The following is a 21,676-nucleotide window of genomic DNA, read 5'->3' as shown; positions in this document are numbered from 1 at the left end:
GAAGTTCACCGGGTGTTCAGTCCGTAGCCTGCTACGGATACCGTGCCGTAGGTGTCAACCTATGGCAGGACGGGTCATGGACAGCGATCAGTGCTGCGCATCCGGCCGCTTGCCGTAGCGGGCCGCCAGCACGCCGCAGACCATCAGCTGGATCTGATGGAACAGCATCAGCGGCAGCACCACCGCACCCACGGCGTGGCCGGCGAAAAGCACCTGAGCCATCGGAATGCCGCTGGCCAGGCTCTTTTTCGAGCCGCAAAAGAGCAGCGTGATGCGGTCTTCGATGCTGAATCCAAAAATCCTGCCGGCCAGGGCCGACAGGCCCAGCGCCAGCGCCAGGATCACGCCGCAGCAGACGACCAGGCCAACCAGCGCGGGGATGGGAGTGCTGCTCCACAGGCCTTCGTTGATGGCTTCGGAAAATGCCGTGTAGACCACCAGCAGGATCGAGCCCTGGTCGACGAATTTGAGCATGGCCTTGCGCTTGTGGACCCAGGCGCCGATCCAGCGCCGCGCGAACTGGCCCAGCACGAACGGCAGCAGCAGTTGCAGCATGATCTTGCCGACCGCATCGAACGAGATCGGCGCGCTGCCGGCGTTGGCCACGACCGTGCCAACCAGCAGGGGCGTGAGAAAGATGCCAAGCAGGCTCGACGCCGACGCGCTGCACACGGCGGCCGGGACGTTGCCGCGCGCCATGGACGTGAATGCGATGGCCGATTGCACGGTGGCCGGCAGGCAGCACAGGAACAGGATGCCCAGATACAGCTCGGGCGTGACCAGCGGCTCGAGCACCGGCTGCAGCGCCAACCCCAGCAGCGGGAACATCAGGAACGTCGCCGAGAAGATGGTCAGGTGCAGCTTCCAGTGCGTCAGGCCCGCGATGATGGCCTCACGGGAAAGGCGCGCCCCGTGCAGGAAGAACAGCAGGCCCACGGCCACGTTGGTGATCCAGCCGAACACGACGACGCCTTGCCCGTGCGCGGGCAGGAAACTGGCGATGATGACGGTGCAGATCAGGTAGAGGGTGAAGCGGTCTGGCAGGAGTCGAACGAGGCGGGACATGGGAAGGGAGGGAAGAACGGAAAGCGGTGGCGCAGGGCGCCGGAAACGGGGCGTATTGTAGACCCGGCGCGCGGCGGGGCCGTGGCGCGGCCGCGCGAATCGTCCGCGCGCTGAGGCAACCGGCGGCTTTTTACGCGCTCAGGGCGTCATCGCGAGCGCGAGGTCGAAGGCCGCGACCAGGGAAGCATGGTCGGCCAGGCCCTTGCCCGCGATGTCGAACGCGGTGCCGTGGTCAACGCTGGTGCGCACGAAGGGCAGTCCGACGGTGACGTTCACGCCATGATCCAGGCCCAGGTACTTGACCGGGATGAGGCCCTGGTCATGGTATTGCGCCACGACGATGTCGAATTCGCCGCGGCGGGCGCGCATGAAAATGGTGTCGCCCGGCCAGGGGCCGCTGGCATCGATGCCTTCGGCGCGGGCGGCAGCGATGGCCGGCTCGATGATGTCGACGTCTTCGCGGCCGAACTTGCCGCCTTCGCCCGCGTGCGGATTCAGTCCCGCGACGGCGACCCGCGGCTGCGCGATTCCCATCTGGCGGCAGGCGTGGTGCGCCAGGCGCATCGCAGTCAGTTCGGATTCCGGGGTGATGCGCGCCATGACATCGGCCAGCGCGACGTGGATCGTCACCAGCAGCACGCGCAGCTCATCATTGGCCAGCATCATCGCGAAATTCTGCGTGCCGGAGCGGTCGGCCAGGATTTCGGTGTGGCCCGGAAAATCGATGCCGGCCTCGTGCATGGACTTCTTGTTCAGCGGCGCGGTGACGATGGCGCGGATGCGTCCGGCGAGCGCATCGTCGATGGCGGCGCAGACGTAATCGTAAGCCGCGCGGCCGGCCAGCGCGCTGACCCGTCCCAACGGCAGGTCCGCCGGCAGGGCGGGGCTGCACGCCACCACCTGGATGCAGCCGGCATCGGGCCGAGCCTGGCCGATGTCGGCGATCTCGACGATGTCCAGGCGGGCGCCAAGCTGCGCGGCCGCCTGGCGCAGCGCACCCGCGTCGCCATACACCACACAGGGCGCGCCCAAGCCCTGCGCGCAGGCCTTGACGACGATTTCGGGACCGATGCCGGCGGCATCGCCCATGGTGATGCCCACGGGCAGAAGAGTATTCACGATGCAGGCAGAGAGAGGGGGAATGCGGAAATGCTACACCCGAAGCCGGACGGCGCCGGGGGCATCTACTGGGCGGCGGGCTTGGGCGGGTCGATCGGCGCGCATTCGAAGGTGACCGTGGCGCGCTTGGAGCCCAGCCCGGTGGCGTGGTTGGACGTCACGCTGGGTTTGACCAGTTTGCGGCCAAGCGACTGGCAGTATTCGTCCGCGCGCTCCAATGTCTTGATCTTGATCTCGACCCAGCTCAGCAGTTGCGTGCCGGAGCTGTAGGTGACGCTGTATTGGTCTTTTTCGAGGGGCTTGACCTCGCTCATGCTGGAACACGCGGTCAACAGGACGAGGAGGGCGGCGGCAGGGGCAAGGCGAGCAAGCATGAAAAATCCAGGATTCGCGACAGGCTCCCATTACACCACCATGTTGCGCCCGCCGGAAAGACAGTCCGGGCAAAGGCCGCCGGTCAGGGCGCGGCGACCGCGCTGCGCCGGTCGACCTTGCGGCTGAGCACGATCGAGGTTTGGGTCTGCTTGACGCCGTCGATGAGCCCGATGCGGTCCAGCAGCGCGTCCAGCTGCTCATGGGTCTCGCAGCGCAGGAAGATCAGGTAATCGTAGGGGCCGCTGACGGAAGACACCTCTTCGACCTCGGGCATCTTTTCCAGCTCGCGGATCACGGCCGCCGGCGTCTTGGGCAGCACGCTGATGAAGCAGTAGGCCCGCACCGCTGCCTCTTCCAGCAGCCGGCCCAGGCGCACGCCATAGCCCGCGACGATGCGCTCGCGCTCGAGCCGCGCGATGCGCGCCACCACGGTGGTTCGCGCCAGGCCAAGCTTGCGCGCGAGGATGGCGGCCGGTTCGCGCGCATTGGCCTGCAGCAGGCTCAGCAGTTGCCGGTCGATGGCGTCGAGTCGTTCGTTCATGCGGTGGGCGATGGCGTCGGGCGGATGGCGAAGTGGCGACGGTACAGGCGCCGGCCTGCCCGCGTCAATGTGGCGGGGTTAGCCGTCGGACTCGGGCGGAATGCCGCCGTGATAGATGCGACCGTCGAACTCGAAGCGCGTGATCGTTTTCTGGGCTGCGTCGAAGATGCGGTCGCGGCTGGCGTCGTCCAGGCCGTCGTGGTCCGCGAAGCTGAAGCGGCACAGGTCGATGGCGCTGTCATAGAACGCGCTGTGCACGAAACGGCTGACATCCGCCTCATGGGCGAAATGCGCGAATTCACGCAGTTGCTCCATTTCGTGGAACGAGCCGTTGCGGCTGACCAGCAGCATGCCGAACTTGCGCTCTTCGTCCGCCATGGGTTCGGGCGGCGGCGGCGCGTCGCCAGCGTGCGGATCCTGGCAATCGAAGTGCGCGCCGGCCTCGCGCATGGCGGCCAGCACGCGCTGCCATTCGGACTCCTGCAGCGTCAGGCGCGCCATCATGTAGAACAGCCGCTGCCGGCCCAGCGTGCGCGGCTCGGCGCCGCCGACATAACTGGGCCAGGGCGTCGATGCGTCCAGCCCGGCCAGTTCGGCCATCTTGCCATCGCTGTAACCTAGCCTGTCCTGCAGCCGTTGCAGCGACTGGGCGCTGGGCGGGACGTAATTCTGGATCGTTTTCATGAGCGCGCTCCGGTTGTGCCGGGCGTCTGAAGGCAGCGCCGGCGGCGTGCGCCGCGGTGCCCTTGCGGCTACGCTTCATGCTAGCGCCGACCCCCGTGCTTGCCTAGCCGCGGCAGGGGGTACGCCTCGTGCGGCCCCGGCCCGACGCGCGCGGGCGCCATGCTAGGATTTGCGCCAAATTTCATTGCCAGGAGGCTTACACCATGGATATCCAGGAACAGATCGCCGTCGTCGTGCACACCATCTCGCATCAGGGCGGACGCATCGATGCGCTCAATGCCACGCTGCTGTCGGTGCTGCAATTGGTGAAGAGTTCGCCGGGGCTGCGCGAGGCCATCGAGGCGCAGCTCGAACAGAACTATTCCAGCCTGCTTGCGCGCTCGGAGAACCCGCAATACGTCGCGGGTTTCGAAAGCGTGCGCGACATGGTCGTGACGGCCTTGAAGTGATGTGCGCGGCGGCAGTTACCCACAAGTTCTGTGGACAAGCCTTGGGATAGTGCGGGCATAGATGCCCAAATTCCTTTAATTACAACGGCTTGCGCGGAGCGGTCAAAAGCGGCTCCCTGGCGCATGCGCGGTGCGCAGCCGGACGGCCGCCACGACGGGCCAAGCCCGGGTAATATGCGGCCCCATGCGGAATCAGTATTCATTGGAAGGCCGGAGCCACGCCCTCGCGGCGCGCGTTTCGGAAGCGGCAAAGCTGGCGGCGTTCGACCCCGGCAAGCTTTCCCCCGAGGCGAGGGAAAGCTGGGAGCGCATGGGCCACGGCTTCAAGGCGTGGCACGACTTCGACCAGCGCCACCCGATCCTGCGCCGCCTTGCGCGGCTGCCGGTCATCGGCGCCCTGTACCGCAAGGCGCGCCGCCGCCATGTGCAGCGGGCCAGCGGCAAGCTGGTCTTCTGAGCGCCGGCCGCTATCCGCGGCGGCGCGCATGGAGCCGATAGGCCAGCCACACCAGCACGCCTAGCGCCGCCGCGACGGCCAGCTTGGTTTCCACGCCGTGCAGGCGGCCAAGCAGCGCCTCGATCGTCCGTCCGAACACGAAGCCCAGCAAACTGAAGCAGACCGCCCAGATCATGGCCGCGATGGCGTTCAACACCAGGTAACGCAGGGCCGGCACCTTGGATATGCCAAGCGCCACGGGGCCGACCGTGCGCAAGCCATACAGAAAGCGCAGCGCCAGGATGAAACCGTTGGGATACCGGTCGATGGCCGACAGCGCCCTGTGGAACGCCGGCTTGGCGCGGATGCGCTGCACGTAGCGGTGGTCTCGGTAGCGGCGTCCCACGTAGAACAGCACCTGATCCGCCAAGAACGAGCCAGCGAACGCGCAGAGCATGACGTAGGGCAGGTGGAATAGTCCCTGGTGCGCCAGGAAGCCCGCAAACACCACCACGCTTTCGCCTTCCAGGAAGGTTCCGCCCAGCACGGCCCACAGGCCGTAGTCCGCGATGAATTGATGCAGTGCCGCGTTCATCCTGTCCTTTCTTCAACGATGCGCGCGAGCGCCACCAGTGCGTGTGAGACTTCCGGGGTGATGCGTTGCCCGCAACTGATACGCAGGAAGTGGTCGTAGCGGGCGCCATTCGAAAACATGGCGCCGGGCGCCACGCGTATGCCTTGCCGCAATCCGGTCTCGAAGACGTCCATGCCGGACACGCCCGCGGGCATTTCCACCCAGAGCAGCATGCCGCCTTGCGGCACGCTCAGCCGCGTGCCGCGCGGGAAGTGCGCGGCGATGGCCTCGGCGGTCAGGTCGCGCTGTGTCTTTAACTCGCGGCGCAGCCGGGCCAGGTGGCGGTCGTAGGCGCGCGACCCCATGAACTCCGCCACTGCGATCTGGGCCAGCGGTTCGTTGGGGCGGCTTTGCGCGAACTTGAGCATGGCGATCCGGGCTTTCCAGCGGCCGCCCAGCAGCCAGCCCAGCCGCATGCCCGGCGCCAGCGTCTTGTGCATCGAAGAGCAATAGATGACGTTGCCGGTGGCATCCCAGGATTTGGCGGCCGCCAGCGGCGTGTCGTCGTCGGTCAGGGCGCCGTAGGTGTCGTCCTCGATGAGCGGCACCTGTTGGCGCTCGCACAGGGCCACCAGCCGCGCCTTGTGCGCGTCGGGCATCACGCAGCCCAACGGATTCTGGAAGTTCGGCACCACGACCACGGCGCGGATGTTGCCGTGGGTCTGGAAGGCCAGGTCCAAGGCTTCGATCGACAACCCGTGCTGCGGGCTGGTGGGGATCTCGAGCGCGCGCATTCCCAGGCTTTCCAGGATCTGCAGCAAGCCAAAGTAGGCGGGCGACTCCACCGCGATGGTGTCCCCGGGCCGGGCGACGGCGCGCAGCGCCAGATTCAGGGCTTCGATGCAGCCATGCGTGACGATGACGTCGTCCGGCGTCGTGTTGATGCCATTGGCCAGCGCCCGGCGGGCCAGCACCCCGCGCAGGTCGGGATGCCCTTGGGGCGGCACCGGGCTGACCAGCACCTCGGGCGATTGCCGCAGCGCCCGCGTCATTGCCTGCTTGAGCGCCTCCATGGGATACGCCTGCGGCACGGCCGCAGCCAGGGCGAAGTTGGCGCTGACAGGATGGGCCTCGCACTTGGCGATGAAGTCCGAGACGCGGTCGTGGATGCCGACATACTGCGCCGCGCCGAGCGTCTGGCGGATGTCCGGCTCGGACACGGGTGGAATGCTGTTGCGTCGGGGTTTGAGAACAAAATAGCCGGAGCGGGGGCGGGCCTCGATCAGGCCATCGTCCTCGAGCTGGCGGCAGGCCTGCAGGGCCGTGGACAGGCTGACATGATGCGTGCGCACCAGCGTGCGGACGGACGGCATGCGCTGCGCGGGGGCAAGCACGCCGGTCTGGATGGCGCGCCGGTAGTGGTTGGCCAGGCGAAGGTACAGCGGTTGGGGTTCCATGCGCCGATCTTGCTCCCCTGCGTTGGGCCGTGGGTAGGCACAGATGAGGGCAAAGTACACCATAACAGCGACAAAATCGAGCCTCTGCATCGGTACAGAAAGCCGATTTGTGTGGCTGTTGCGCAAAGCAGCGCGCGCGTAGCCTGTCATGGTGCTTCTGGAGACCATCATGACCCCGCAATCCACCCCCGACTTCCCAGGCCAGCGCCTGGATCTTCCCGCCGGCGCCAGCCGGATGTTCGTGCTGCGCGCAGGCGCCGCCGTCGTCTGCACTGAAGGCAGCGTGCGCGTCGAAGAGGGCGCAAACGGCCTGGAAGCCGCGAACGGTCTGCATCGCGTCGTTCCGGTTCGCCTGAACGCCGGGGAGGTTCACGGCGTGACGAACGGGGGCGCGGTGCGCGTGAGCGCGCTGGGCGGCGCACAGGTGATATGCCTGGATGCCGAAGGCCGTTTGCCTTCGGTCCTGCGCCGGGCAGCGGGCTTTTTTCATCGTTTCGTGTCGAAAAACGGAAACATTCGCCTGGGTGCGCTGCACAAGATTTCAAAATGATGTATGATTCACACATCAGACGCGGGGTGGAGCAGTCTGGCAGCTCGTCGGGCTCATAACCCGAAGGTCGTAGGTTCAAATCCTGCCCCCGCAACCAGTTTCAAGCAGTACCCGGTCTTGCAAGCGGCGCGTTTCACATGCCCCGGCAAGTCCACAGCAAAAAAGCCGCGACGCTGTCGCGGCTTTTTTTCGTCTGCCGATTGCGCTGGGTCATGCCGCGCGTGCGTTCGGAGTTTCCCCGATAGCCGCGCCCGGACACGGCCGCCACCCTGCGCTACCATGGGTCACGCGCGCTACATTGCCGCACAAAAGGAGTGTCCATGGGAACCGCAAAATACGATCATCCCGGCTACGTTGCTGATACGGGCGCTGAGGGCAAGTACCACGTGGGCATCTGGTGCCCGCACGGGTATCCCGCCCACATCCATATCGGCCGTCCGGCCGACCGCGGCGATCCCCATGCCTTGCTGAGACTGCGCATTCCCGACGGCGTCTTCCAGTCGCTGCCGGATGACCCCGAAACCCTGTGCCGCCGCGCGTTGGGGCAGGCGCTGGATGCCGGGCTGCTGCGCACGGTCGCCGTCGATGGCGAGTACCAGGAACTGCGTTTCCAGCTGGATGCCGAGCCCTGGTCTGGCCCGATGCAGGCGGCCGAGCGCGCCTGATTCTTGTCTGAATCGCCGCGGCAGTTACCCACAGGGATTGTGGAAAACCCTTGGGATAGCTGCTGCGTATATGCAATTTCTCTAGCAAAAACATGGGCTTGGCGTCGGCGGTCAAGAAGTGGCCGCCGTTGCGCTTTCCGGGCAGTCACAGCGGGCAATCCCGCTGCCAGCCGGCGCAGCCATGAGACAATCTGCGTCCCCACGGCCCGACGTCCGAACGTCATCTTCGTCCCGGTTTTCTCCCGCATGCGTTCCGCTTTTCCCCTTCCGCGTCCTGTCACCAAGGCGACGGCGCCATGAGCCTGTCCGCCAAACGCGTTGCCATCATCGGGGGCGGCCCGGCCGGCCTGATGGCTGCCGAGAAGCTGAGCGAAGCGGGGGCGCAGGTCGACGTGTTCGACGCCATGCCCTCGGTGGGACGCAAATTCCTGATGGCGGGGCGGGGCGGCTTGAACTTGACGCACAGCGAGCCCGCCGAGCCCTTTCTTGCCCGCTACGGCGATCGTGCCCCTGTCGTGCAGCCGTGGCTGCACAAGATGGGCGCCGCCGCGCTGCGTGAGTGGGCGCACGCGTTGGGCATCCAGACCTTCGTGGGTTCATCGGGCCGGGTGTTTCCCCAGGAGATGAAGGCCGCGCCGCTTTTGCGCGCCTGGCTAGCCCGGCTGCGCGGACAGGGCGTGCGCTTTCACATGCGGCACCGCTGGCTCGGCTGGCGCGGCGGCAAGCCCGGTGTGGACGCGTTGCGCTTCGAGACGCCCGCCGGCCAGACGCAGCATGCGGCGGATGCCGTCGTGCTGGCGCTGGGCGGCGGCAGCTGGGCCAAGCTGGGATCCGATGGCGCCTGGGTGCCGGATCTCCAGTCGCACGGTGTGCCGGTTGCGGCATTGCGGCCCGCCAATTGCGGGTTCGACGTCGCATGGTCCGATCACTTCCGCAGCCGCTTTGCCGGTCAGCCGGTCAAGTCGGTGTCCATGGCCTGCGGCGGACTTCGCCGCCAGGGCGAGTTCGTCGTATCGGAAACCGGGATCGAAGGCAGCCTCGTCTATGCCTTGTCGGCCGCCCTGCGCGACCGGATCGACACCGGCGGCAGCGCCGTGGCCTTGCTGGACCTTGCGCCGGACTGGCCTCACGAGAAGGTGATGGCCGCAGTGACGCATCCGCGCGGCGCGCGCTCGATGTCGAGCCACTTGCAAAGCCGCCTGGGGTTGACGGGTGTGAAGGCGGGCTTGCTCAGAGAGTGCGCCAGTGCCGACGACTTCAAGGATCCGGAGCGGCTGGGCCAGCGAATCAAGGCCTTGCCCGTGACGCTCCTGCGGACTCGTCCGATCGACGAAGCGATCAGCACCGCGGGCGGGGTGGCATTCGACGGCTTGACCGCCGGGTTGATGCTGAAAGCGGTGCCCGGCGTTTTCTGCGTGGGGGAAATGCTGGATTGGGAAGCGCCGACAGGCGGCTACCTGTTGACGGCCTGCATGGCCAGCGGCGTGGCTGGCGCGGCGGGCGTCATGGAATTCCTGAATCCGCAATCCTGAACCGGCAGTCCTCTGCGGACTGCCTGGCAAGCGGCGATCAGGAGCCCGTCGTGTGCGGGGCCATGCCGACCGGCGCGCGAGGCGCCAGATCGCCGACCACGTGGCCCACCACGGGCGGGCCGCCCTCGGGCTGCGAGATGATGCCGATCACGCGGGTGATGGCGCTGGCGGGAATGGTCGTGCCGTGCGCGGGATCCTGCACCAGTTGCCAGATCGTGGCGTTTCCCATGCCGGTGTCGCCTTCAGTCAGGTCCAGGTTGTCCAGGCAGTTACGCGCAAAGGAAGACCAATCGGAAGCATTGCAGGGCAGGCCATGAGACGTGGCGAGCCGGGCCAGGGCCAGCGGCGCGTCGGCCTGGCTGGCGGCATGCTGAGCGGCGGTGCCCAGCGTCACGTCCAGGGAAAGCAGGCGGAGAAACTCAACAACGTTGTCCGTGCTCATCTTGTGGTCTCCTTCCTTTGGGGGCTGCTCTGTTCGATCGCCGGGGGCGCCAGTTTCCGGGGAGTCATCCCGGTCACTGTCCCAGCATCGACACCAGCGACTGCTTCAGGCGCGGCGAAAAAATCGGCACCGTGTGCGATACGCCGCTGCGGTCGATGCCTTCCTTGAGTTGGACTGACTGCCCCTGGAATATATCCGGGGCAGCGGAAATTTCGTTGTACCGCGCCAGCAGTTCATTGACCTGGGCCTGCGCGTCTGCCAGCGTGCTGCTGTCAGCCAGCTTGCCCGCGGCGTGCGCCTGCAAAATGCGATGCAGATCGTCGATGAACAGCGCCAATGCGGCCTGCCCACGGCATTGAGGCTGTTGCCAGCCCCAGCCTTGCGGACCGGCGCCAGCGGGTTGTGATGCTTGTGTCTTCGTCATGTGCGCATCCTAATCCATTGGCGGCAAATACGCGACAGCCGAGAATGCCTCGCAAATGTCACCGGCGCGTAAGGGGGGTGACGGTTTCTTGGCAGCGTTGTTACAGGTGGCGCGCTCGTGTCACGCAAAAAACGGGGCCTTTGAGGTATGCTGGGTTTCGTTTTTTCCATGCCCAGACAGGAGATGTCTTATGAAGAACAGAGTCTTTCTCGTCATGATGCTTTCGATTGCTGCGTTGACGGCCGGGTGCAACACCGTCGCCGGGGCCGGTAAGGATATCCAGCGAGGCGGGGAAAAGATCGAGGGGGCCGCGGAAAAGCGGTAGTGCGTCTGGTTCGCCGCCGTTCGGGCGGCGCAAGGCCACGCCAGAAGTGCCACGAGATTGGCATTTCCAGCGTGGCCTTTTTGCTGCCGCTGGCATAATCGCGGAAGTCCGAATAGCAATGGCGGGAAGAATCATGCGCAAGTCTGTATGGGTGGGTGTCGCGTTGGCGGCTACGTTGGCCGGATGCGCCAGCACCGGCGTCTACGAGTCGGAAACCGCAAAGAAAGAGACCTTCAGCGTCGACACCAATTACCAGGCGGCCTTCCGCCGCGCCGGCGAATACGTGCGCACCTGCCACACGCAGGTCAGCCATCCGTACGGCGTCTCCTATGCCTGGCGCCACACGCTGGGCCAGAAGGGGGCGCCAGACGAGATCCAGCTCTACAAGGTCGGTCAGCCCGCGACGGTGCTGGAATTGATTTCCGCGGAACCCGCAGGCCCTGCCAACGCCAAGGTGACCGTGACGGTCCTGGGCGAAGGCCGGTGGGACGAAGCCGAAATCGCGGCGGCGCGCAAGTCGATCCAGAGCGCGACGCCGACCTGCCGTAGCGCCAGCGGCGGCTGATACATGGATCCCCGCGCCCAGCAGATCCGTGCCAACGGCCTGTCGTTCGCGCTGCTGGCAGGCGCGTTCCGGTTCCTGGGGTGGCTGAACGGCGCGGCCGCCCTCGTCCTGGTGGGTTTCTCGCTAGGCATCGTGGGCGGGGACATTGCCGCGCCCGATCTCCAGATTCCCCTCATCCTTTTTTTGGGCGGCCTCATGCTGGCGTGCCTGGGTGTGGCGTTTGCCTACCTTGCGCAGGTCAGCCTGTTGCGGCAAGGCTACAACGGCCATCTGACGCGCGGCCATTGGCCGGCGCAGTTGCTGGCGCTACTTTGTTATGTGGCCAGCGCGCTGGCATTCTGCGGCGCCTGCTGGTTTGCGGCGTCGCAGGCAGTGGCGGACGCCCCAAAGGCGGCGGCTTACGCGCAGCGTTAAAACGCGGGTAAACCCGTATGCGCAAAAATATTGGACTTGTGTAGACGTACGGAATAATATGCGCACTGCGTATATAACTCCTCTTCTTGGGGCCCGTCATGAGCATCTCCCAGCAAGCCTTTCTGCGCGACGCCATGCGCCGCCTCAATCTCACCCGCGACGTGTTCGCCACCCGAATCGGCGTCAAACGCCGCGCGCTGGACACCTGGCTGTTGCCTGAAGGCTCGCAGGAGTTCCGGGCCATGCCTGAAGTGGTGCAGCGGTTCGTCAGCGAAATCGTGCAAAACGGCGTGCTGCTCGAAAAATATACGCAAAGCGTACAAGACGGCCCCTTGCGTGACCGCATTGCCGTCGAAGGCAAGAATCAGCTGCTGTCGGTGGACCAATTCACCCGCGATTCCGTCGAAGACCTGTTCCGCGTCGCCGACATGATGCAGCCCATTGCGCGCCGCCAGAAGGTGTCGCGGGTGCTGGAAGGCGCCGTGCTGGGCAACCTGTTCTTCGAGGCCAGCACCCGCACCCGCGTGAGCTTTGGATCCGCGTTCTGCCGCCTGGGCGGGTCGGTGTGCGACACGACCGGCTTCACGTTTTCGTCGATGGCCAAGGGCGAATCCATCTACGACACCAGCCGCGTCATGAGCGGCTACGTGGACGCGATGGTCATTCGCCATCCCGACCAGGGTTCGGTCGCGGAATTTGCGCGTGCGACGAACATTCCCGTGGTCAATGGCGGTGACGGCCCCGGCGAGCACCCCAGCCAGGCGCTGCTGGATCTGTACACGATCCTGACCGAGTTCTCGCGCCTGGGCAAACTGCTGGACGGCGCGCACATCGCCATGGTCGGCGACCTGAAGTATGGCCGCACCGTGCACTCGCTCATCAAGCTGATGGCGCTGTACAAGAACGTGAAGTTCTCGCTGATCTCGCCCAAGGGCCTGGAGATGCCGACCTACATCGTCGAGCAGGCCAGCCGCAACGGCAACATCATCGAGCAGAAGTCCTCGCTGGCCGAGGGCCTGGCGGGCGCCGATGTCATCTACGCGACGCGCGTGCAGAAAGAGCGTTTCGCCAACGAAGAAAACGAAGGCTATACGCCCGACTTCCAGGTCAACCGCGCCATCATCGACGCCTACTGCAGCCCCGAGACAATCGTGATGCACCCGCTGCCGCGCGACAGCCGTCCGGGCGCCAACGACCTGAGCGTGGATCTGAACCACGATCCGCGTCTGGCGATCTTCCGCCAGACCGACAACGGCATTCCCATCCGCATGGCGATCTTCGCGGTGTTGCTGGGCGTCGAAGGCCTGGTGCAGCATTCGCTGCGCGATGTGACGTGGCAACATCCGTCGCATGTCGGTCCCGACGATTCGGTCTTCCACGGCCTGGATTGAGGCCAGACGCCCGTGGCGGCGCCGCGAAAGCGGTCCCGTCACGGGGAATTCAAGCATAATCCGCGCTGGTTTTACGGGCGAGTGCCGCTATCAGGCGCGCACGCCGTTCTTGGGCGGATGATCTTATGTCTTCGAGCAGTTCCGATGTTCCTCCTTCCGCGGCCACCGCCGATGCAGCCAGCGGCCAGGCGTGCTACCTGAGCGCCTCCAATGCGCAGGCCTGGGAGGCGGTCTATCAATCGGTCGACGCCAATACGCGCGGCCAGGTTGCGGCGCTGGTGTCCGACCATGCCGCGCAACTGGTGGATGCCTTCTATTCCACCTTGCTTGCCGATGCCGAAGCCGGCCCGCGGCTCTCTCACGAAATCGTCTCGACCCGCCTGCACCGCGGCATGACGCATTGGCTGAAAGGCCTGCTCTGCGTGCGCGAGCAAGGCGATATCGACGTGCTGATGGCCACGCAGAAGAAGGTCGGCGAGGTTCACGCGCGCGTCCATATCCCGATCCATCTGGTGATGGCCGGCGCCCGCATCCTGAAGAACGAAATCGCGCAGCGCCTGCGCGCCGGCGGCCTGGAAGGCCAGGCGGCTTCCGTCGCAACGCAGTACGTGTGCAATCTGTTCGACCTGGCCATCGAACAGATGAGCCGCGCGTTCATGCGCGACATCAATCGGGGCGCCCGCAACGACGAGGCCTATCGCCTCTTTGCGTTGGGCCAGAACATTTCGACCGAACGCGAGCGGCAACGCGCCGCCTTGCTGGAATGGAGCCAGGCGGTGCTGATCGGCCTGCATTACCGCACGCCGGAGCAGGCGCTGCCGCGGTTGGCCGCCTCGGAGTTCGGACTCTGGCTGCAGCACAAGGGCGCGGTGCTGTTCGAAAGCGCGCCTGCGCTGCGGCAGATCGTCGAGGCCGTGGCGCGGCTGGATGACACGGTGCTGCCGGGGATGATGCAAAGCGCCAGTCAGGCGCCGGAATCGCTGCCCAATCAGGTGCGCGAACTGCAGGAGCTGGTGGCGCGCATCAAGCATCTGCTCAACGGCCTCTTTGACATGGTGGCCGAGATCGAAAGCGGCAGCGATCCGCTGACCAACGTGCTCAACCGGCGTTTCCTGCCGTCCGTCATCGGCCGCGAAATCTCGCTGGCGCAGCGTCAGCGGTCAAGCTTTTCGGTGCTGTTGCTGGACATCGATCACTTCAAGGCCATCAACGATGCGCACGGCCACGCGGGCGGGGACCAGATCCTGCGCCAGTTTGCCGAAGTCGTGCATCAGACCTGTCGATCCAGCGACTTCGTGTTCCGCTATGGCGGCGAGGAATTTCTTGTCGTGCTGGTGGACACGGGGCCGGGCGCTGCGCTGGCCGCCGCCGAAAAGCTCAACGCCGAGATTCGCCGGCATCGCTTCGTGATCGCCGAGGCCGGCGCGATGCATGTGACAGCCAGCATCGGCGTGGCGACCTTCGACGGCCATCCCGACTACGCCTACCTGATCGATCGCGCCGACAAGGCGCTGTACAAGGCCAAGCAGGCCGGCCGCGACCGCAGCGTCGAGGCATGAAAAAGGGCCGCTCGACAAGAGCGGCCCCTGGTGTTGCTGCCGGTCAAAGGCGGCTTAGATCTTCTTTTCGCCGCCCAGCGCTTCGACCAGTTCGGCCATCATCTTGGCCAGTTCGCCGGTCATCAGCATCATGTCGGAATCGAACTTTTCGTCGTCGTTCGCGGCCACGCCTTCGTTGCCTTCCTTCAGCACGTCCAGCGGCGCCACGCGCTTGACGTCCAGGCCTTCGGTCAGGACAAACGACACGCGGTCTGCCCACGTCATGGCCAGGCGGGTGCACTGCTTGCCCGACTGGATGTGACGGCGTACGTCGTCAGCGTCGATGGAGTGCTTGACGTAGCGGATCGCGGCGCCGCTTTCACCGGACGAGCGCAGTTCGGTGTCCTGGTCGATGGTGAAGTTGGTGGGCGCTTCGTCCTCGGCCAGCCAGCCGGTCATGGCGGAGGCGGGCGATTGGGCGACGTACAGGTTTTCGAGCGGGAACGGATCGACGCACTTGGCGAGCAGGCCGATGACTTCGTCGGCCTTGGCCGAAGCGGCCGCGTCAATGACGAGCCAGTTGTTCTTCGGGTCGATCCACACGCGCGTGTCGCGATAGACGCTGAAGGCGCGCGGCAGGAGCTCGTCCGTGACGCGCTCCTTGATTTCCTTCATCTGCTTGCGGCCAGGTTTGTAGCCTTGCTGCTCTTCGATTTCCTGGGCGCGCGCCTTGGCGACCTGGTTGATGACGGTGCCCGGCAAGAGTTTCTTTTCAGCGCGCAGGCTGAGCAGGATCTGGCCGTTCACTTCGTGGGCCAGGCCGCCGTTCTCGCGCGGGGGCACCCAGCCCAGGCTTTGCATTTCGAGGTTGTTGCCGGTCTGGTAGGCATGGCGCGCCAGCGTTTCTTCAAGCTGCTCGCCGGTCAGGGTCCAGGGCGAGGAGAGGCGGTAAATCTTGAGATTCTTGAACCACATGAGCGTCGGCCAAAAGGGTTGATTCTATACGACGCGGCGGCTTTGCCGAAGGGGGCAGGCACGCTGGCAACAGGCGACACGTTCTGTCACTGACAGGGGGCAGCCTATCCGGTAATGTCCCGCGCACCAACGTGAGATTGGAGTGAAAAGATGAAAATCATTGGCGCGATCCTCATTGTCCTGGGCGTGGTTGCCCTGGCCTATAAGGGCTTTAGCTACAAGTCCGAAGAAACGGTTCTGCAGATCGGATCTGTGAAGGCCACGGCGGAAACCGAGAAGTCGGTGCCCATCCCGACGTGGGCAGGCATTGCCGCGATCGTGGCGGGTGTGGTCGCCATCGGCGTGGGCATGCGTCGTTGATATGAGCCGGCCGCAAGGCCGGCCGTGCAGCATGAAGAGGGCGGTCGCGCTGCGGCCGCCCTTAGTCTTTTGCGGGCCGCCGCAAAAAAAGCGGCCCGGCTCAATAAAGAGTCGGGCCGGTACGGGAGCACGCAATGCCGCGTCATAAAAGGCTCGCGGGGAACGCGGCATTGGTGTCAGATCAGCAGCCCTGCAATCGTCTGACAGGGGGATCAATCGTCAGGCAATCTTGCGCAAGGCCGTAATCTGAGCGCTCAGTCTACTGGCGCAGGTCTGACATGGTCCTGAAAGTGCGGCACAAAAAAAAAGCTCCGCGAGGAGCTTTTGAAAGGCCGGGCAGGCGCAGCAGTCCCGCCCGGCGGGGGATGGTTTGTCAGGCGTTGATGTCGTTGTCCTTGGATTCGCGCACGAAGAGCGTGCCGACCACCAGGGTCATGACCGCGATGATGATCGGATACCACAGGCCGTCGTAGATGTTGCCGGTGGCCGCGACCACGGCGAATGCGACCGGAGGCAGGAAGCCGCCGAACCAGCCGTTGCCGATGTGGTAGGGCAGGCTCATCGACGTGTAGCGGATGCGCGTCGGGAACATCTCCACCAGCATGGCGGCGATCGGACCGTAGACCATGGTCACGTACAGCACCAGGATCGTCAGCAGCACCACGACCATCACGGTGTTGGTCTGGGCCGGATCGGCCTTGGCCGGGTAGCCGTGGCTGCGGATCGAGGCGGTCAGCGTCTTGTCGAGTTCGGCGACCTTGGCCTTGAACTCGGCCGGCGCCAGCGAACGGCCGTCGAACGAGGTGAACACTTCATTGCCGATCTTGACGCGGGCCACGGAACCGGCCGGAGCCGCTTCGTTGCGGTAGTTCACCGAGTTGCGGGCCATGAACGACTTGATCACGTCGCAAGAGCTGGTGAACGAGGCCGTGCCCACGGGGTTGAACTGGAACGAGCAGGTGCTCGGATCCGCGATCACCGTGACCGGGGCGGTGGCTTGCGCCTTTTCAAGCGCCGGGTTGGCAAAGTGGGTCAGGCCCTGGAAGATCGGGAAGTAGGTCGCCGCGGCGATCAGGCAGCCCGCCATGATGATGGGTTTGCGGCCGATCCTGTCCGACAGCGCGCCGAAGATCACGAAGAAGGGCGTGCCGATCAAGAGGGCGATGGCGATCAGGATGTTGGCGGTGTTGGCGTCGACCTTCAGCGTCTGCGTCAGGAAGAACAGCGCGTAGAACTGGCCCGTGTACCAGACCACGGCCTGGCCGGCGGTCAGACCCAGCAGCGCCAGCAGCACGACCTTCAGGTTCTTCCATTGGCCGAACGATTCGGCGATCGGCGCCTTCGAACCCTTGCCTTCTTCCTTCATGCGCTTGAAGGTGGGGGATTCATTCAGCTGCAGCCGGATCCAGACCGAGATGCCCAGCAGCACCACCGAGATCAGGAACGGAATGCGCCAGCCCCAGGCCTTGAAGTCGTCTTCGCCCATGAATGTGCGGATGCCCAGGATGACCAGCAGCGACAGGAACAGGCCCAGCGTCGCGGTGGTTTGAATCCAGGACGTGTAGAAGCCGCGGCGGCCATGCGGGGCGTGTTCGGCGACGTAGGTCGCCGCGCCGCCGTATTCACCGCCCAGCGCCAGGCCTTGCAAGAGGCGCAGGACGATCAGGATGGCGGGAGCGGCCAGGCCGATGCTGGCGTAGCTGGGCAGGATGCCGACCAGGAACGTCGACAGGCCCATGATCACGATCGTGACCAGGAAGGTGTATTTGCGTCCGACCAGGTCGCCCAGGCGGCCGAACACCAGCGCGCCGAACGGCCGCACCGCGAAACCCGCGGCGAAGGCCAGCAGCGCGAAGATGAAGCCCGCGGTCGGGTTCACGCCGGAAAAGAAGTGTTGGGCAATGATGGCTGCGAGCGAGCCATACAGGTAAAAGTCATACCACTCGAACACCGTGCCGAGCGAAGACGCGAAGATGACCTTGCGCTCCTCCTTGGTCATCGGACGCGGATCCGCGGATGGACCGCGGCCTGCCATGGTAGTTGTGCTCATGATGTCTCCTCGTTTTTTAGGCCGGCGGTTTTCCGCCGTGCTTGACCCTCCGCCGGCGCGGCCGACATCGAGCTAAGCGTCACATTGGGGCGCGACGCTGACGAGGTTCTGACGGGACCCTTACTTGAATCTTAAAATTGAAACAAATGGTAAACGCTCCGGGGAAGGCTAGGGATAGTCCTTAGCTCTCGGCGGGCTCGGGCGGGGGCGTGTAGAGGGGAAAAGCGACGCGGATGCGGGTGCCGGGCAGGTCGGAGTGTTCGGTGGGATGGTCGCTGATCACGACGCTGGCCTGATGCTTTTGCGTGATCTCGCGCACGATTGCCAGGCCCAGGCCGCTGCCGTCCGAGGACGTGCCCAGCACGCGGTAGAAGCGGTCGAACACGCGCTCGCGCTCTTCGGGCGCAATGCCCGGTCCCGAGTCCTCGACCTCCAGGAGCCCCTCGCCGTCCGCCTGCAGCACGCGCACGGTGATATGCCCGCCGCGAGGGGTGTAGCGCAGCGCGTTGTCCACCAGGTTGTTCAGCAGTTCGGCCAGAAGCAGCGGGTTGCCGTTGATCTCGACAGGCGTGTCCGACCCCTCGAAACCGAGATCCGTGTTCAGCGACAGGGCCAGCGGCACCCAGTGCATGGTCTGCTCGTAGGCGATGGCGTTGATGTCGGTGCGGGTCAGGCCGATGGCGCTGGGATTTTCGGCGCGTGCCAGCAGCAGCAGCTGATTGACGAGCCGGGTCGCCCGTTCCGAGCCGGTGACCAGTTGCCGCAGGCTGGACTGCATTTCCTCGGGACTGGCGTCGCGCAGCGCCAGTTCCGCCTGCGTGCGCAGTCCCGCGAGCGGGGTCTTCAATTGATGCGCGGCGTCGGCCACGAACCGGCGCTGCGCCTGCACGTTGGCGGACAGCCGGTCCAGCAGGTCGTTCATGGCCGCGACCAGCGGCGCGATCTCGGAGGGCGCGGCGCGCTCGTCGATCGGCGAAAGATCGTCGGGGCGTCGGGCGCGCAGGCGCTGCTGCAGCGCATTCAACGGCGCCACGCCGCGCGACAGCCCGAACCAGACGAGCAGCACGGCGATCGGCAGCACCACGAACTGCGGGATGATGACGCCCTTGATGATGTCGTTGGCCAATTGCGTGCGCTTCTCGACGGTCTCGGCCACGATGAGAAGCGCCGGCTGCGTGCCCGGCAGATGCAGGTCGACCCAGGTGAACGCCAGCCGGATGCCAAAGCCGCGCAGCGTGTCGTCCTCGTATTGGACCTCGCCGGGGCGGGGCTGTCCCACGGTGGTGGGCAGCGGCAGTGCGCGGTCACCGCCCAGGTATTCGCCCCGGCTGCCCAGCGCCAGCCAGAACACGCTATCCGTCTCGTCGGCGCGCAGCACGTCGCGCGCGGCGTCGGTCATCTTCAGCACCGCGCGGCCGTCCTGCGCGTGGACCTGGCGCGTCAAGACGTGCAGGTTGTTGGCCAGCGCGCGGTCGTACGGCACGTTGGCGATGTTCTGCGCGACCACATAGGTGATCGCGACGCTCATGGGCCACAGCAGGAACAGCGGCGCCAGCATCCAGTCCAGGATTTCGCCCAGCAGCGAACGTTGGGGCGGCGCAAAGCTCGGGCCCTTGGACCCGGCTTGCATGATATCCAGGGCTTCCTGGTTGAGCGGCTCTGGTGAGGGCTCAGCTTGCGAGGTACGCCGCACCCTGGTCCCGCTCAAGACAGTAGCCCAGGCCGCGCACGGTGACGATCTTCACGCCGCTGGGCTCGAGCTTTTTGCGCAGGCGATGCACGTAGACCTCGATGGCGTTGGTGCTGACCTCCTCGCCCCATTCGCACAGATGGTCGACCAGTTGGGTCTTGCTGACCATGCGTCCGCTGCGCGTCAGCAGGATTTCGAGCAGGCTGACCTCGCGGGCCGACAGGTCCAGCGTTTGGTCGTCCACGATGGCGACACGGCCGGTCTGGTCAAAGAGCAGCTTGCCGTGCTTGAGCATCGTGCCGCCGCCGCCCGCGCCACGCCGCGTCAGCGCGCGCACGCGGGCTTCGAGTTCGGACAGCGCGAAGGGCTTGGCCATGTAGTCGTCCGCGCCCAGGTCCAGGCCCTTGACGCGCTGCTCGATGCTGTCGGCGGCGGTCAGGATGAGGACGGGCAGGGCGGAGTTGCGGGCACGCAGGCGGCGCAGCACTTCCAGGCCGGCCAGTTGCGGCAGCCCGAGATCGAGGATGAGCAGGTCGAAGGCCTGGGCGGCCAGCGCGGAATCGGCGGCAAGCCCGTCGCGCACGGCATCCACTGCATAGCCGTTGTGGCGCAACGAGCGGGACAGGCCATCGGCCAGGATGCTGTCGTCTTCGGCGATCAGGATACGCATGGGCTGCTGCTAGGAAGATACACGCCGGCCCGGGGGACGGAGAAAGGCGAAAATACCGGGATCGCTCCGGATTCTGTCATACGGCGCCGGGCTTGCCACTCAGGGTATACGTGCAAAAAGCTGGCACACTGGGTTTTTGTACAGTACAATCCGATGCCATAATCTGATCCGTAGCTCAAGGCTCCACGTCAGGCCGTAGGACAGGCATCAAATCCGGCAAGCTCAGACCCGGCCAGCTCAGACCCGCAGTTTTTCCGACTTCCAGATACGTTACAGACAGGACTCCTCATGGACGACAAAACCACCAAGGCCGCCGCTTCGGAAAAGGCCAAGGCGCTCGCCGCAGCGCTTTCGCAGATCGAAAAGCAGTTCGGCAAGGGCTCGATCATGCGCTACGGCGACAACGAGGTCTCGCACGACATCCAGGTGGTTTCCACGGGTTCGCTCGGTCTGGATATCGCGCTGGGCGTCGGCGGCTTGCCGCGCGGCCGTGTCGTCGAAATCTACGGTCCGGAATCGTCGGGCAAGACGACCCTCACGCTGCAGGTCGTCGCCGAAATGCAAAAGCTGGGCGGCACCTGCGCCTTCGTCGACGCGGAACACGCACTGGATGTCCAATATGCGTCCAAGCTGGGCGTCAATCTGGCCGACCTCTTGATCTCGCAGCCGGACACGGGCGAGCAGGCGCTGGAAATCACCGACGCGCTGGTGCGCTCGGGTTCGGTCGACCTGATCGTCGTCGACTCGGTGGCCGCGCTGGTGCCCAAGGCCGAAATCGAAGGCGAAATGGGCGATTCGCTGCCCGGCCTGCAGGCTCGCCTGATGAGCCAGGCGCTGCGCAAGCTGACCGCCACCATCAAGAAGACCAACTGCATGGTCATCTTCATCAACCAGATCCGGATGAAGATCGGCGTCATGTTCGGCAACCCCGAAACCACCACCGGCGGCAACGCGCTCAAGTTCTACGCATCCGTGCGCCTGGATATCCGCCGCATCGGTTCCATCAAGAAGGGCGACGAGGTCGTCGGCAACGAAACCCGCGTCAAGGTCGTCAAGAACAAGGTTGCGCCGCCGTTCAAGCAGGCCGAGTTCGACATCATGTATGGCGCCGGCATCTCGCGCGAAGGCGAAATCATCGACCTGGGCGTGGCCGCCAACGTCGTCGACAAGTCGGGCGCCTGGTACAGCTACAACGGCAACCGCATCGGTCAGGGCAAGGACAACGTGCGCGAATACCTGAAAGAGCACAAGGACATGGCCATCGAAATCGAAAACCGCGTCCGCGAAAACCAGGGCATCGTCAGCCGCGCCGCTGAATTCGTGCCCACGGCGGAAGACACCGCCGAATAATCCCGGACATTCGGCAGGGCTCGCCGCGGTTCAGG

The 21,676-nt window shown here is 65.3% G+C and carries 25 protein-coding genes and 1 tRNA gene; 13 read left to right on the top strand and 13 right to left on the bottom strand.

The genetic code is table 11. The features are described from left to right. Nucleotides 1-87: 87 nt before the first annotated feature. The 5 genes from KVT32_RS17250 to KVT32_RS17230 form a co-directional block, all read right to left on the bottom strand. On the bottom strand, nucleotides 88-1,065 hold the full coding sequence (locus KVT32_RS17250) for a bile acid:sodium symporter family protein (protein WP_152383818.1): 978 nt from the start codon (nucleotides 1,063-1,065) through the stop codon (nucleotides 88-90). 138 nt (nucleotides 1,066-1,203) lie between these two features. Further along, a complete protein-coding gene (gene pdxA, locus KVT32_RS17245) occupies nucleotides 1,204-2,184 on the bottom strand; it encodes a 4-hydroxythreonine-4-phosphate dehydrogenase PdxA (RefSeq protein ID WP_152383819.1) in 981 nt (326 codons plus the stop codon). A gap of 65 nt (nucleotides 2,185-2,249) precedes the next feature. After that, nucleotides 2,250-2,558 carry a hypothetical protein gene (locus KVT32_RS17240; protein ID WP_056322482.1) on the bottom strand — a complete coding sequence of 103 codons (309 nt, stop codon included), beginning with the start codon at nucleotides 2,556-2,558 and terminating at the stop codon, nucleotides 2,250-2,252. Between the two features lie 83 nt (nucleotides 2,559-2,641). Beyond that, nucleotides 2,642-3,100 (bottom strand): Lrp/AsnC family transcriptional regulator, encoded by a 459-nt coding sequence (locus KVT32_RS17235; RefSeq protein ID WP_056322485.1) that lies wholly within the window; start codon nucleotides 3,098-3,100, stop codon nucleotides 2,642-2,644. 78 nt (nucleotides 3,101-3,178) lie between these two features. Then, nucleotides 3,179-3,784 carry a hypothetical protein gene (locus tag KVT32_RS17230; RefSeq protein ID WP_217618560.1) on the bottom strand — a complete coding sequence of 202 codons (606 nt, stop codon included), beginning with the start codon at nucleotides 3,782-3,784 and terminating at the stop codon, nucleotides 3,179-3,181. Nucleotides 3,785-3,987: 203 nt separating this feature from the next. Here KVT32_RS17230 and KVT32_RS17225 point away from each other — a divergent pair, with 203 nt between their 5' ends. Next, complete coding sequence (locus tag KVT32_RS17225) at nucleotides 3,988-4,233, top strand: hypothetical protein (protein WP_056322490.1); 246 nt, start codon at nucleotides 3,988-3,990, stop codon at nucleotides 4,231-4,233. A 184-nt stretch (nucleotides 4,234-4,417) separates the two neighbouring features. Further along, on the top strand, nucleotides 4,418-4,690 hold the full coding sequence (locus tag KVT32_RS17220) for a hypothetical protein (protein WP_152383820.1): 273 nt from the start codon (nucleotides 4,418-4,420) through the stop codon (nucleotides 4,688-4,690). Between the two features lie 10 nt (nucleotides 4,691-4,700). On the opposite strand, the gene KVT32_RS17215 is transcribed toward KVT32_RS17220, so the two are convergent. Continuing rightward, nucleotides 4,701-5,264 (bottom strand): DedA family protein, encoded by a 564-nt coding sequence (locus tag KVT32_RS17215; protein WP_152383821.1) that lies wholly within the window; start codon nucleotides 5,262-5,264, stop codon nucleotides 4,701-4,703. Beyond that, a complete protein-coding gene (locus KVT32_RS17210; RefSeq protein WP_217618559.1) occupies nucleotides 5,261-6,700 on the bottom strand; it encodes a PLP-dependent aminotransferase family protein in 1,440 nt (479 codons plus the stop codon). Before KVT32_RS17210 ends, KVT32_RS17215 begins: the two co-directional genes overlap by 4 nt. 169 nt (nucleotides 6,701-6,869) lie before the next feature. Here KVT32_RS17210 and KVT32_RS17205 point away from each other — a divergent pair, with 169 nt between their 5' ends. The 4 genes from KVT32_RS17205 (at nucleotide 6,870) to KVT32_RS17190 (ending at nucleotide 9,447) form a co-directional block, all read left to right on the top strand. Next, complete coding sequence (locus tag KVT32_RS17205) at nucleotides 6,870-7,250, top strand: hypothetical protein (RefSeq protein ID WP_175156834.1); 381 nt, start codon at nucleotides 6,870-6,872, stop codon at nucleotides 7,248-7,250. 20 nt (nucleotides 7,251-7,270) lie between these two features. After that, nucleotides 7,271-7,347 (top strand) — tRNA-Met (locus KVT32_RS17200). Nucleotides 7,348-7,570: 223 nt separating this feature from the next. Next, on the top strand, nucleotides 7,571-7,915 hold the full coding sequence (locus KVT32_RS17195; protein WP_056322501.1) for a hypothetical protein: 345 nt from the start codon (nucleotides 7,571-7,573) through the stop codon (nucleotides 7,913-7,915). A gap of 296 nt (nucleotides 7,916-8,211) precedes the next feature. After that, nucleotides 8,212-9,447, top strand: coding sequence for a TIGR03862 family flavoprotein (locus tag KVT32_RS17190; protein ID WP_217618558.1), 1,236 nt, complete (start codon nucleotides 8,212-8,214; stop codon nucleotides 9,445-9,447). Between the two features lie 37 nt (nucleotides 9,448-9,484). Here the strand turns inward: KVT32_RS17190 and KVT32_RS17185 are convergent, their stop codons facing one another. Then, nucleotides 9,485-9,889, bottom strand: a complete 405-nt coding sequence (locus KVT32_RS17185) for a hypothetical protein (protein WP_056322507.1) — start codon at nucleotides 9,887-9,889, stop codon at nucleotides 9,485-9,487. A gap of 73 nt (nucleotides 9,890-9,962) precedes the next feature. Continuing rightward, a complete protein-coding gene (locus tag KVT32_RS17180; RefSeq protein WP_056322508.1) occupies nucleotides 9,963-10,313 on the bottom strand; it encodes a hypothetical protein in 351 nt (116 codons plus the stop codon). A gap of 190 nt (nucleotides 10,314-10,503) precedes the next feature. Here KVT32_RS17180 and KVT32_RS17175 point away from each other — a divergent pair, with 190 nt between their 5' ends. The 5 genes from KVT32_RS17175 to KVT32_RS17155 all read left to right on the top strand — a co-directional run bounded on the left by KVT32_RS17175 (nucleotide 10,504) and on the right by KVT32_RS17155 (nucleotide 14,567). Then, on the top strand, nucleotides 10,504-10,638 hold the full coding sequence (locus KVT32_RS17175) for an entericidin A/B family lipoprotein (protein ID WP_056322511.1): 135 nt from the start codon (nucleotides 10,504-10,506) through the stop codon (nucleotides 10,636-10,638). 133 nt (nucleotides 10,639-10,771) lie between these two features. Continuing rightward, entirely contained in the window at nucleotides 10,772-11,203 is a 432-nt protein-coding gene (locus tag KVT32_RS17170; protein ID WP_152383825.1) for a BPTD_2524 family lipoprotein, read from the top strand. A 3-nt stretch (nucleotides 11,204-11,206) separates the two neighbouring features. Continuing rightward, nucleotides 11,207-11,617, top strand: coding sequence for a hypothetical protein (locus KVT32_RS17165; RefSeq protein ID WP_152383826.1), 411 nt, complete (start codon nucleotides 11,207-11,209; stop codon nucleotides 11,615-11,617). A 98-nt stretch (nucleotides 11,618-11,715) separates the two neighbouring features. Beyond that, on the top strand, nucleotides 11,716-13,008 hold the full coding sequence (locus KVT32_RS17160) for an aspartate carbamoyltransferase (RefSeq protein WP_056322519.1): 1,293 nt from the start codon (nucleotides 11,716-11,718) through the stop codon (nucleotides 13,006-13,008). A gap of 125 nt (nucleotides 13,009-13,133) precedes the next feature. Then, nucleotides 13,134-14,567, top strand: coding sequence for a diguanylate cyclase (locus tag KVT32_RS17155; RefSeq protein WP_175156836.1), 1,434 nt, complete (start codon nucleotides 13,134-13,136; stop codon nucleotides 14,565-14,567). A gap of 54 nt (nucleotides 14,568-14,621) precedes the next feature. Here the strand turns inward: KVT32_RS17155 and KVT32_RS17150 are convergent, their stop codons facing one another. Next, nucleotides 14,622-15,521 carry a recombination-associated protein RdgC gene (locus KVT32_RS17150; protein ID WP_062838487.1) on the bottom strand — a complete coding sequence of 300 codons (900 nt, stop codon included), beginning with the start codon at nucleotides 15,519-15,521 and terminating at the stop codon, nucleotides 14,622-14,624. 150 nt (nucleotides 15,522-15,671) lie between these two features. Between KVT32_RS17150 and KVT32_RS17145 the strand changes: the two genes are divergently transcribed. Next, entirely contained in the window at nucleotides 15,672-15,881 is a 210-nt protein-coding gene (locus tag KVT32_RS17145) for a hypothetical protein (protein WP_056322527.1), read from the top strand. Between the two features lie 373 nt (nucleotides 15,882-16,254). Here KVT32_RS17145 and KVT32_RS17140 read toward each other — a convergent pair whose 3' ends face one another. The 3 genes from KVT32_RS17140 to KVT32_RS17130 all read right to left on the bottom strand — a co-directional run bounded on the left by KVT32_RS17140 (nucleotide 16,255) and on the right by KVT32_RS17130 (nucleotide 20,291). Continuing rightward, a complete protein-coding gene (locus tag KVT32_RS17140) occupies nucleotides 16,255-17,916 on the bottom strand; it encodes an MFS transporter (RefSeq protein WP_371825594.1) in 1,662 nt (553 codons plus the stop codon). A 196-nt stretch (nucleotides 17,917-18,112) separates the two neighbouring features. Beyond that, nucleotides 18,113-19,489, bottom strand: coding sequence for a sensor histidine kinase (locus tag KVT32_RS17135; RefSeq protein ID WP_108006845.1), 1,377 nt, complete (start codon nucleotides 19,487-19,489; stop codon nucleotides 18,113-18,115). A gap of 112 nt (nucleotides 19,490-19,601) precedes the next feature. Continuing rightward, the gene (locus KVT32_RS17130; protein ID WP_063952853.1) at nucleotides 19,602-20,291 is read right to left on the bottom strand and encodes a response regulator transcription factor; all 690 of its coding nucleotides are present in this window, start codon (nucleotides 20,289-20,291) and stop codon (nucleotides 19,602-19,604) included. Between the two features lie 288 nt (nucleotides 20,292-20,579). Here KVT32_RS17130 and recA point away from each other — a divergent pair, with 288 nt between their 5' ends. Further along, a complete protein-coding gene (recA, locus tag KVT32_RS17125; protein ID WP_056322539.1) occupies nucleotides 20,580-21,641 on the top strand; it encodes a recombinase RecA in 1,062 nt (353 codons plus the stop codon). The last annotated feature ends 35 nt before the right edge of the window (nucleotides 21,642-21,676 follow it).

This window comes from Achromobacter sp. GbtcB20 (genome assembly GCF_019091095.1).
Classification (GTDB): domain Bacteria; phylum Pseudomonadota; class Gammaproteobacteria; order Burkholderiales; family Burkholderiaceae_B; genus Achromobacter; species Achromobacter mucicolens.
The sequence above is the reverse complement of the archived record's forward strand: the minus strand, read 5'-3'. Positions and strand labels throughout refer to the sequence as shown.

Excerpts from the sequence above, each read along its gene's own strand:
- KVT32_RS17165 (WP_152383826.1), top strand. The coding sequence starts at position 11,207 with ATGGATCCCCGCGCCCAGCAGATCCGTGCCAACGGCCTGTCGTTCGCG.
- KVT32_RS17240 (WP_056322482.1), bottom strand. The coding sequence starts at position 2,558 with ATGCTTGCTCGCCTTGCCCCTGCCGCCGCCCTCCTCGTCCTGTTGACC.
- KVT32_RS17135 (WP_108006845.1), bottom strand. The coding sequence starts at position 19,489 with ATGCTGGCGCCGCTGTTCCTGCTGTGGCCCATGAGCGTCGCGATCACC.
- KVT32_RS17150 (WP_062838487.1), bottom strand. The coding sequence starts at position 15,521 with ATGTGGTTCAAGAATCTCAAGATTTACCGCCTCTCCTCGCCCTGGACC.
- KVT32_RS17140 (WP_371825594.1), bottom strand. The coding sequence starts at position 17,916 with ATGGCAGGCCGCGGTCCATCCGCGGATCCGCGTCCGATGACCAAGGAG.
- recA (WP_056322539.1), top strand. The coding sequence starts at position 20,580 with ATGGACGACAAAACCACCAAGGCCGCCGCTTCGGAAAAGGCCAAGGCG.
- KVT32_RS17185 (WP_056322507.1), bottom strand. The coding sequence starts at position 9,889 with ATGAGCACGGACAACGTTGTTGAGTTTCTCCGCCTGCTTTCCCTGGAC.
- KVT32_RS17230 (WP_217618560.1), bottom strand. The coding sequence starts at position 3,784 with ATGAAAACGATCCAGAATTACGTCCCGCCCAGCGCCCAGTCGCTGCAA.
- KVT32_RS17130 (WP_063952853.1), bottom strand. The coding sequence starts at position 20,291 with ATGCGTATCCTGATCGCCGAAGACGACAGCATCCTGGCCGATGGCCTG.
- KVT32_RS17160 (WP_056322519.1), top strand. The coding sequence starts at position 11,716 with ATGAGCATCTCCCAGCAAGCCTTTCTGCGCGACGCCATGCGCCGCCTC.
- KVT32_RS17170 (WP_152383825.1), top strand. The coding sequence starts at position 10,772 with ATGCGCAAGTCTGTATGGGTGGGTGTCGCGTTGGCGGCTACGTTGGCC.
- KVT32_RS17180 (WP_056322508.1), bottom strand. The coding sequence starts at position 10,313 with ATGACGAAGACACAAGCATCACAACCCGCTGGCGCCGGTCCGCAAGGC.
- KVT32_RS17195 (WP_056322501.1), top strand. The coding sequence starts at position 7,571 with ATGGGAACCGCAAAATACGATCATCCCGGCTACGTTGCTGATACGGGC.
- KVT32_RS17175 (WP_056322511.1), top strand. The coding sequence starts at position 10,504 with ATGAAGAACAGAGTCTTTCTCGTCATGATGCTTTCGATTGCTGCGTTG.
- KVT32_RS17155 (WP_175156836.1), top strand. The coding sequence starts at position 13,134 with ATGTCTTCGAGCAGTTCCGATGTTCCTCCTTCCGCGGCCACCGCCGAT.
- KVT32_RS17220 (WP_152383820.1), top strand. The coding sequence starts at position 4,418 with ATGCGGAATCAGTATTCATTGGAAGGCCGGAGCCACGCCCTCGCGGCG.
- KVT32_RS17235 (WP_056322485.1), bottom strand. The coding sequence starts at position 3,100 with ATGAACGAACGACTCGACGCCATCGACCGGCAACTGCTGAGCCTGCTG.
- KVT32_RS17225 (WP_056322490.1), top strand. The coding sequence starts at position 3,988 with ATGGATATCCAGGAACAGATCGCCGTCGTCGTGCACACCATCTCGCAT.
- KVT32_RS17190 (WP_217618558.1), top strand. The coding sequence starts at position 8,212 with ATGAGCCTGTCCGCCAAACGCGTTGCCATCATCGGGGGCGGCCCGGCC.
- KVT32_RS17215 (WP_152383821.1), bottom strand. The coding sequence starts at position 5,264 with ATGAACGCGGCACTGCATCAATTCATCGCGGACTACGGCCTGTGGGCC.
- KVT32_RS17145 (WP_056322527.1), top strand. The coding sequence starts at position 15,672 with ATGAAAATCATTGGCGCGATCCTCATTGTCCTGGGCGTGGTTGCCCTG.
- KVT32_RS17205 (WP_175156834.1), top strand. The coding sequence starts at position 6,870 with ATGACCCCGCAATCCACCCCCGACTTCCCAGGCCAGCGCCTGGATCTT.
- KVT32_RS17250 (WP_152383818.1), bottom strand. The coding sequence starts at position 1,065 with ATGTCCCGCCTCGTTCGACTCCTGCCAGACCGCTTCACCCTCTACCTG.
- KVT32_RS17210 (WP_217618559.1), bottom strand. The coding sequence starts at position 6,700 with ATGGAACCCCAACCGCTGTACCTTCGCCTGGCCAACCACTACCGGCGC.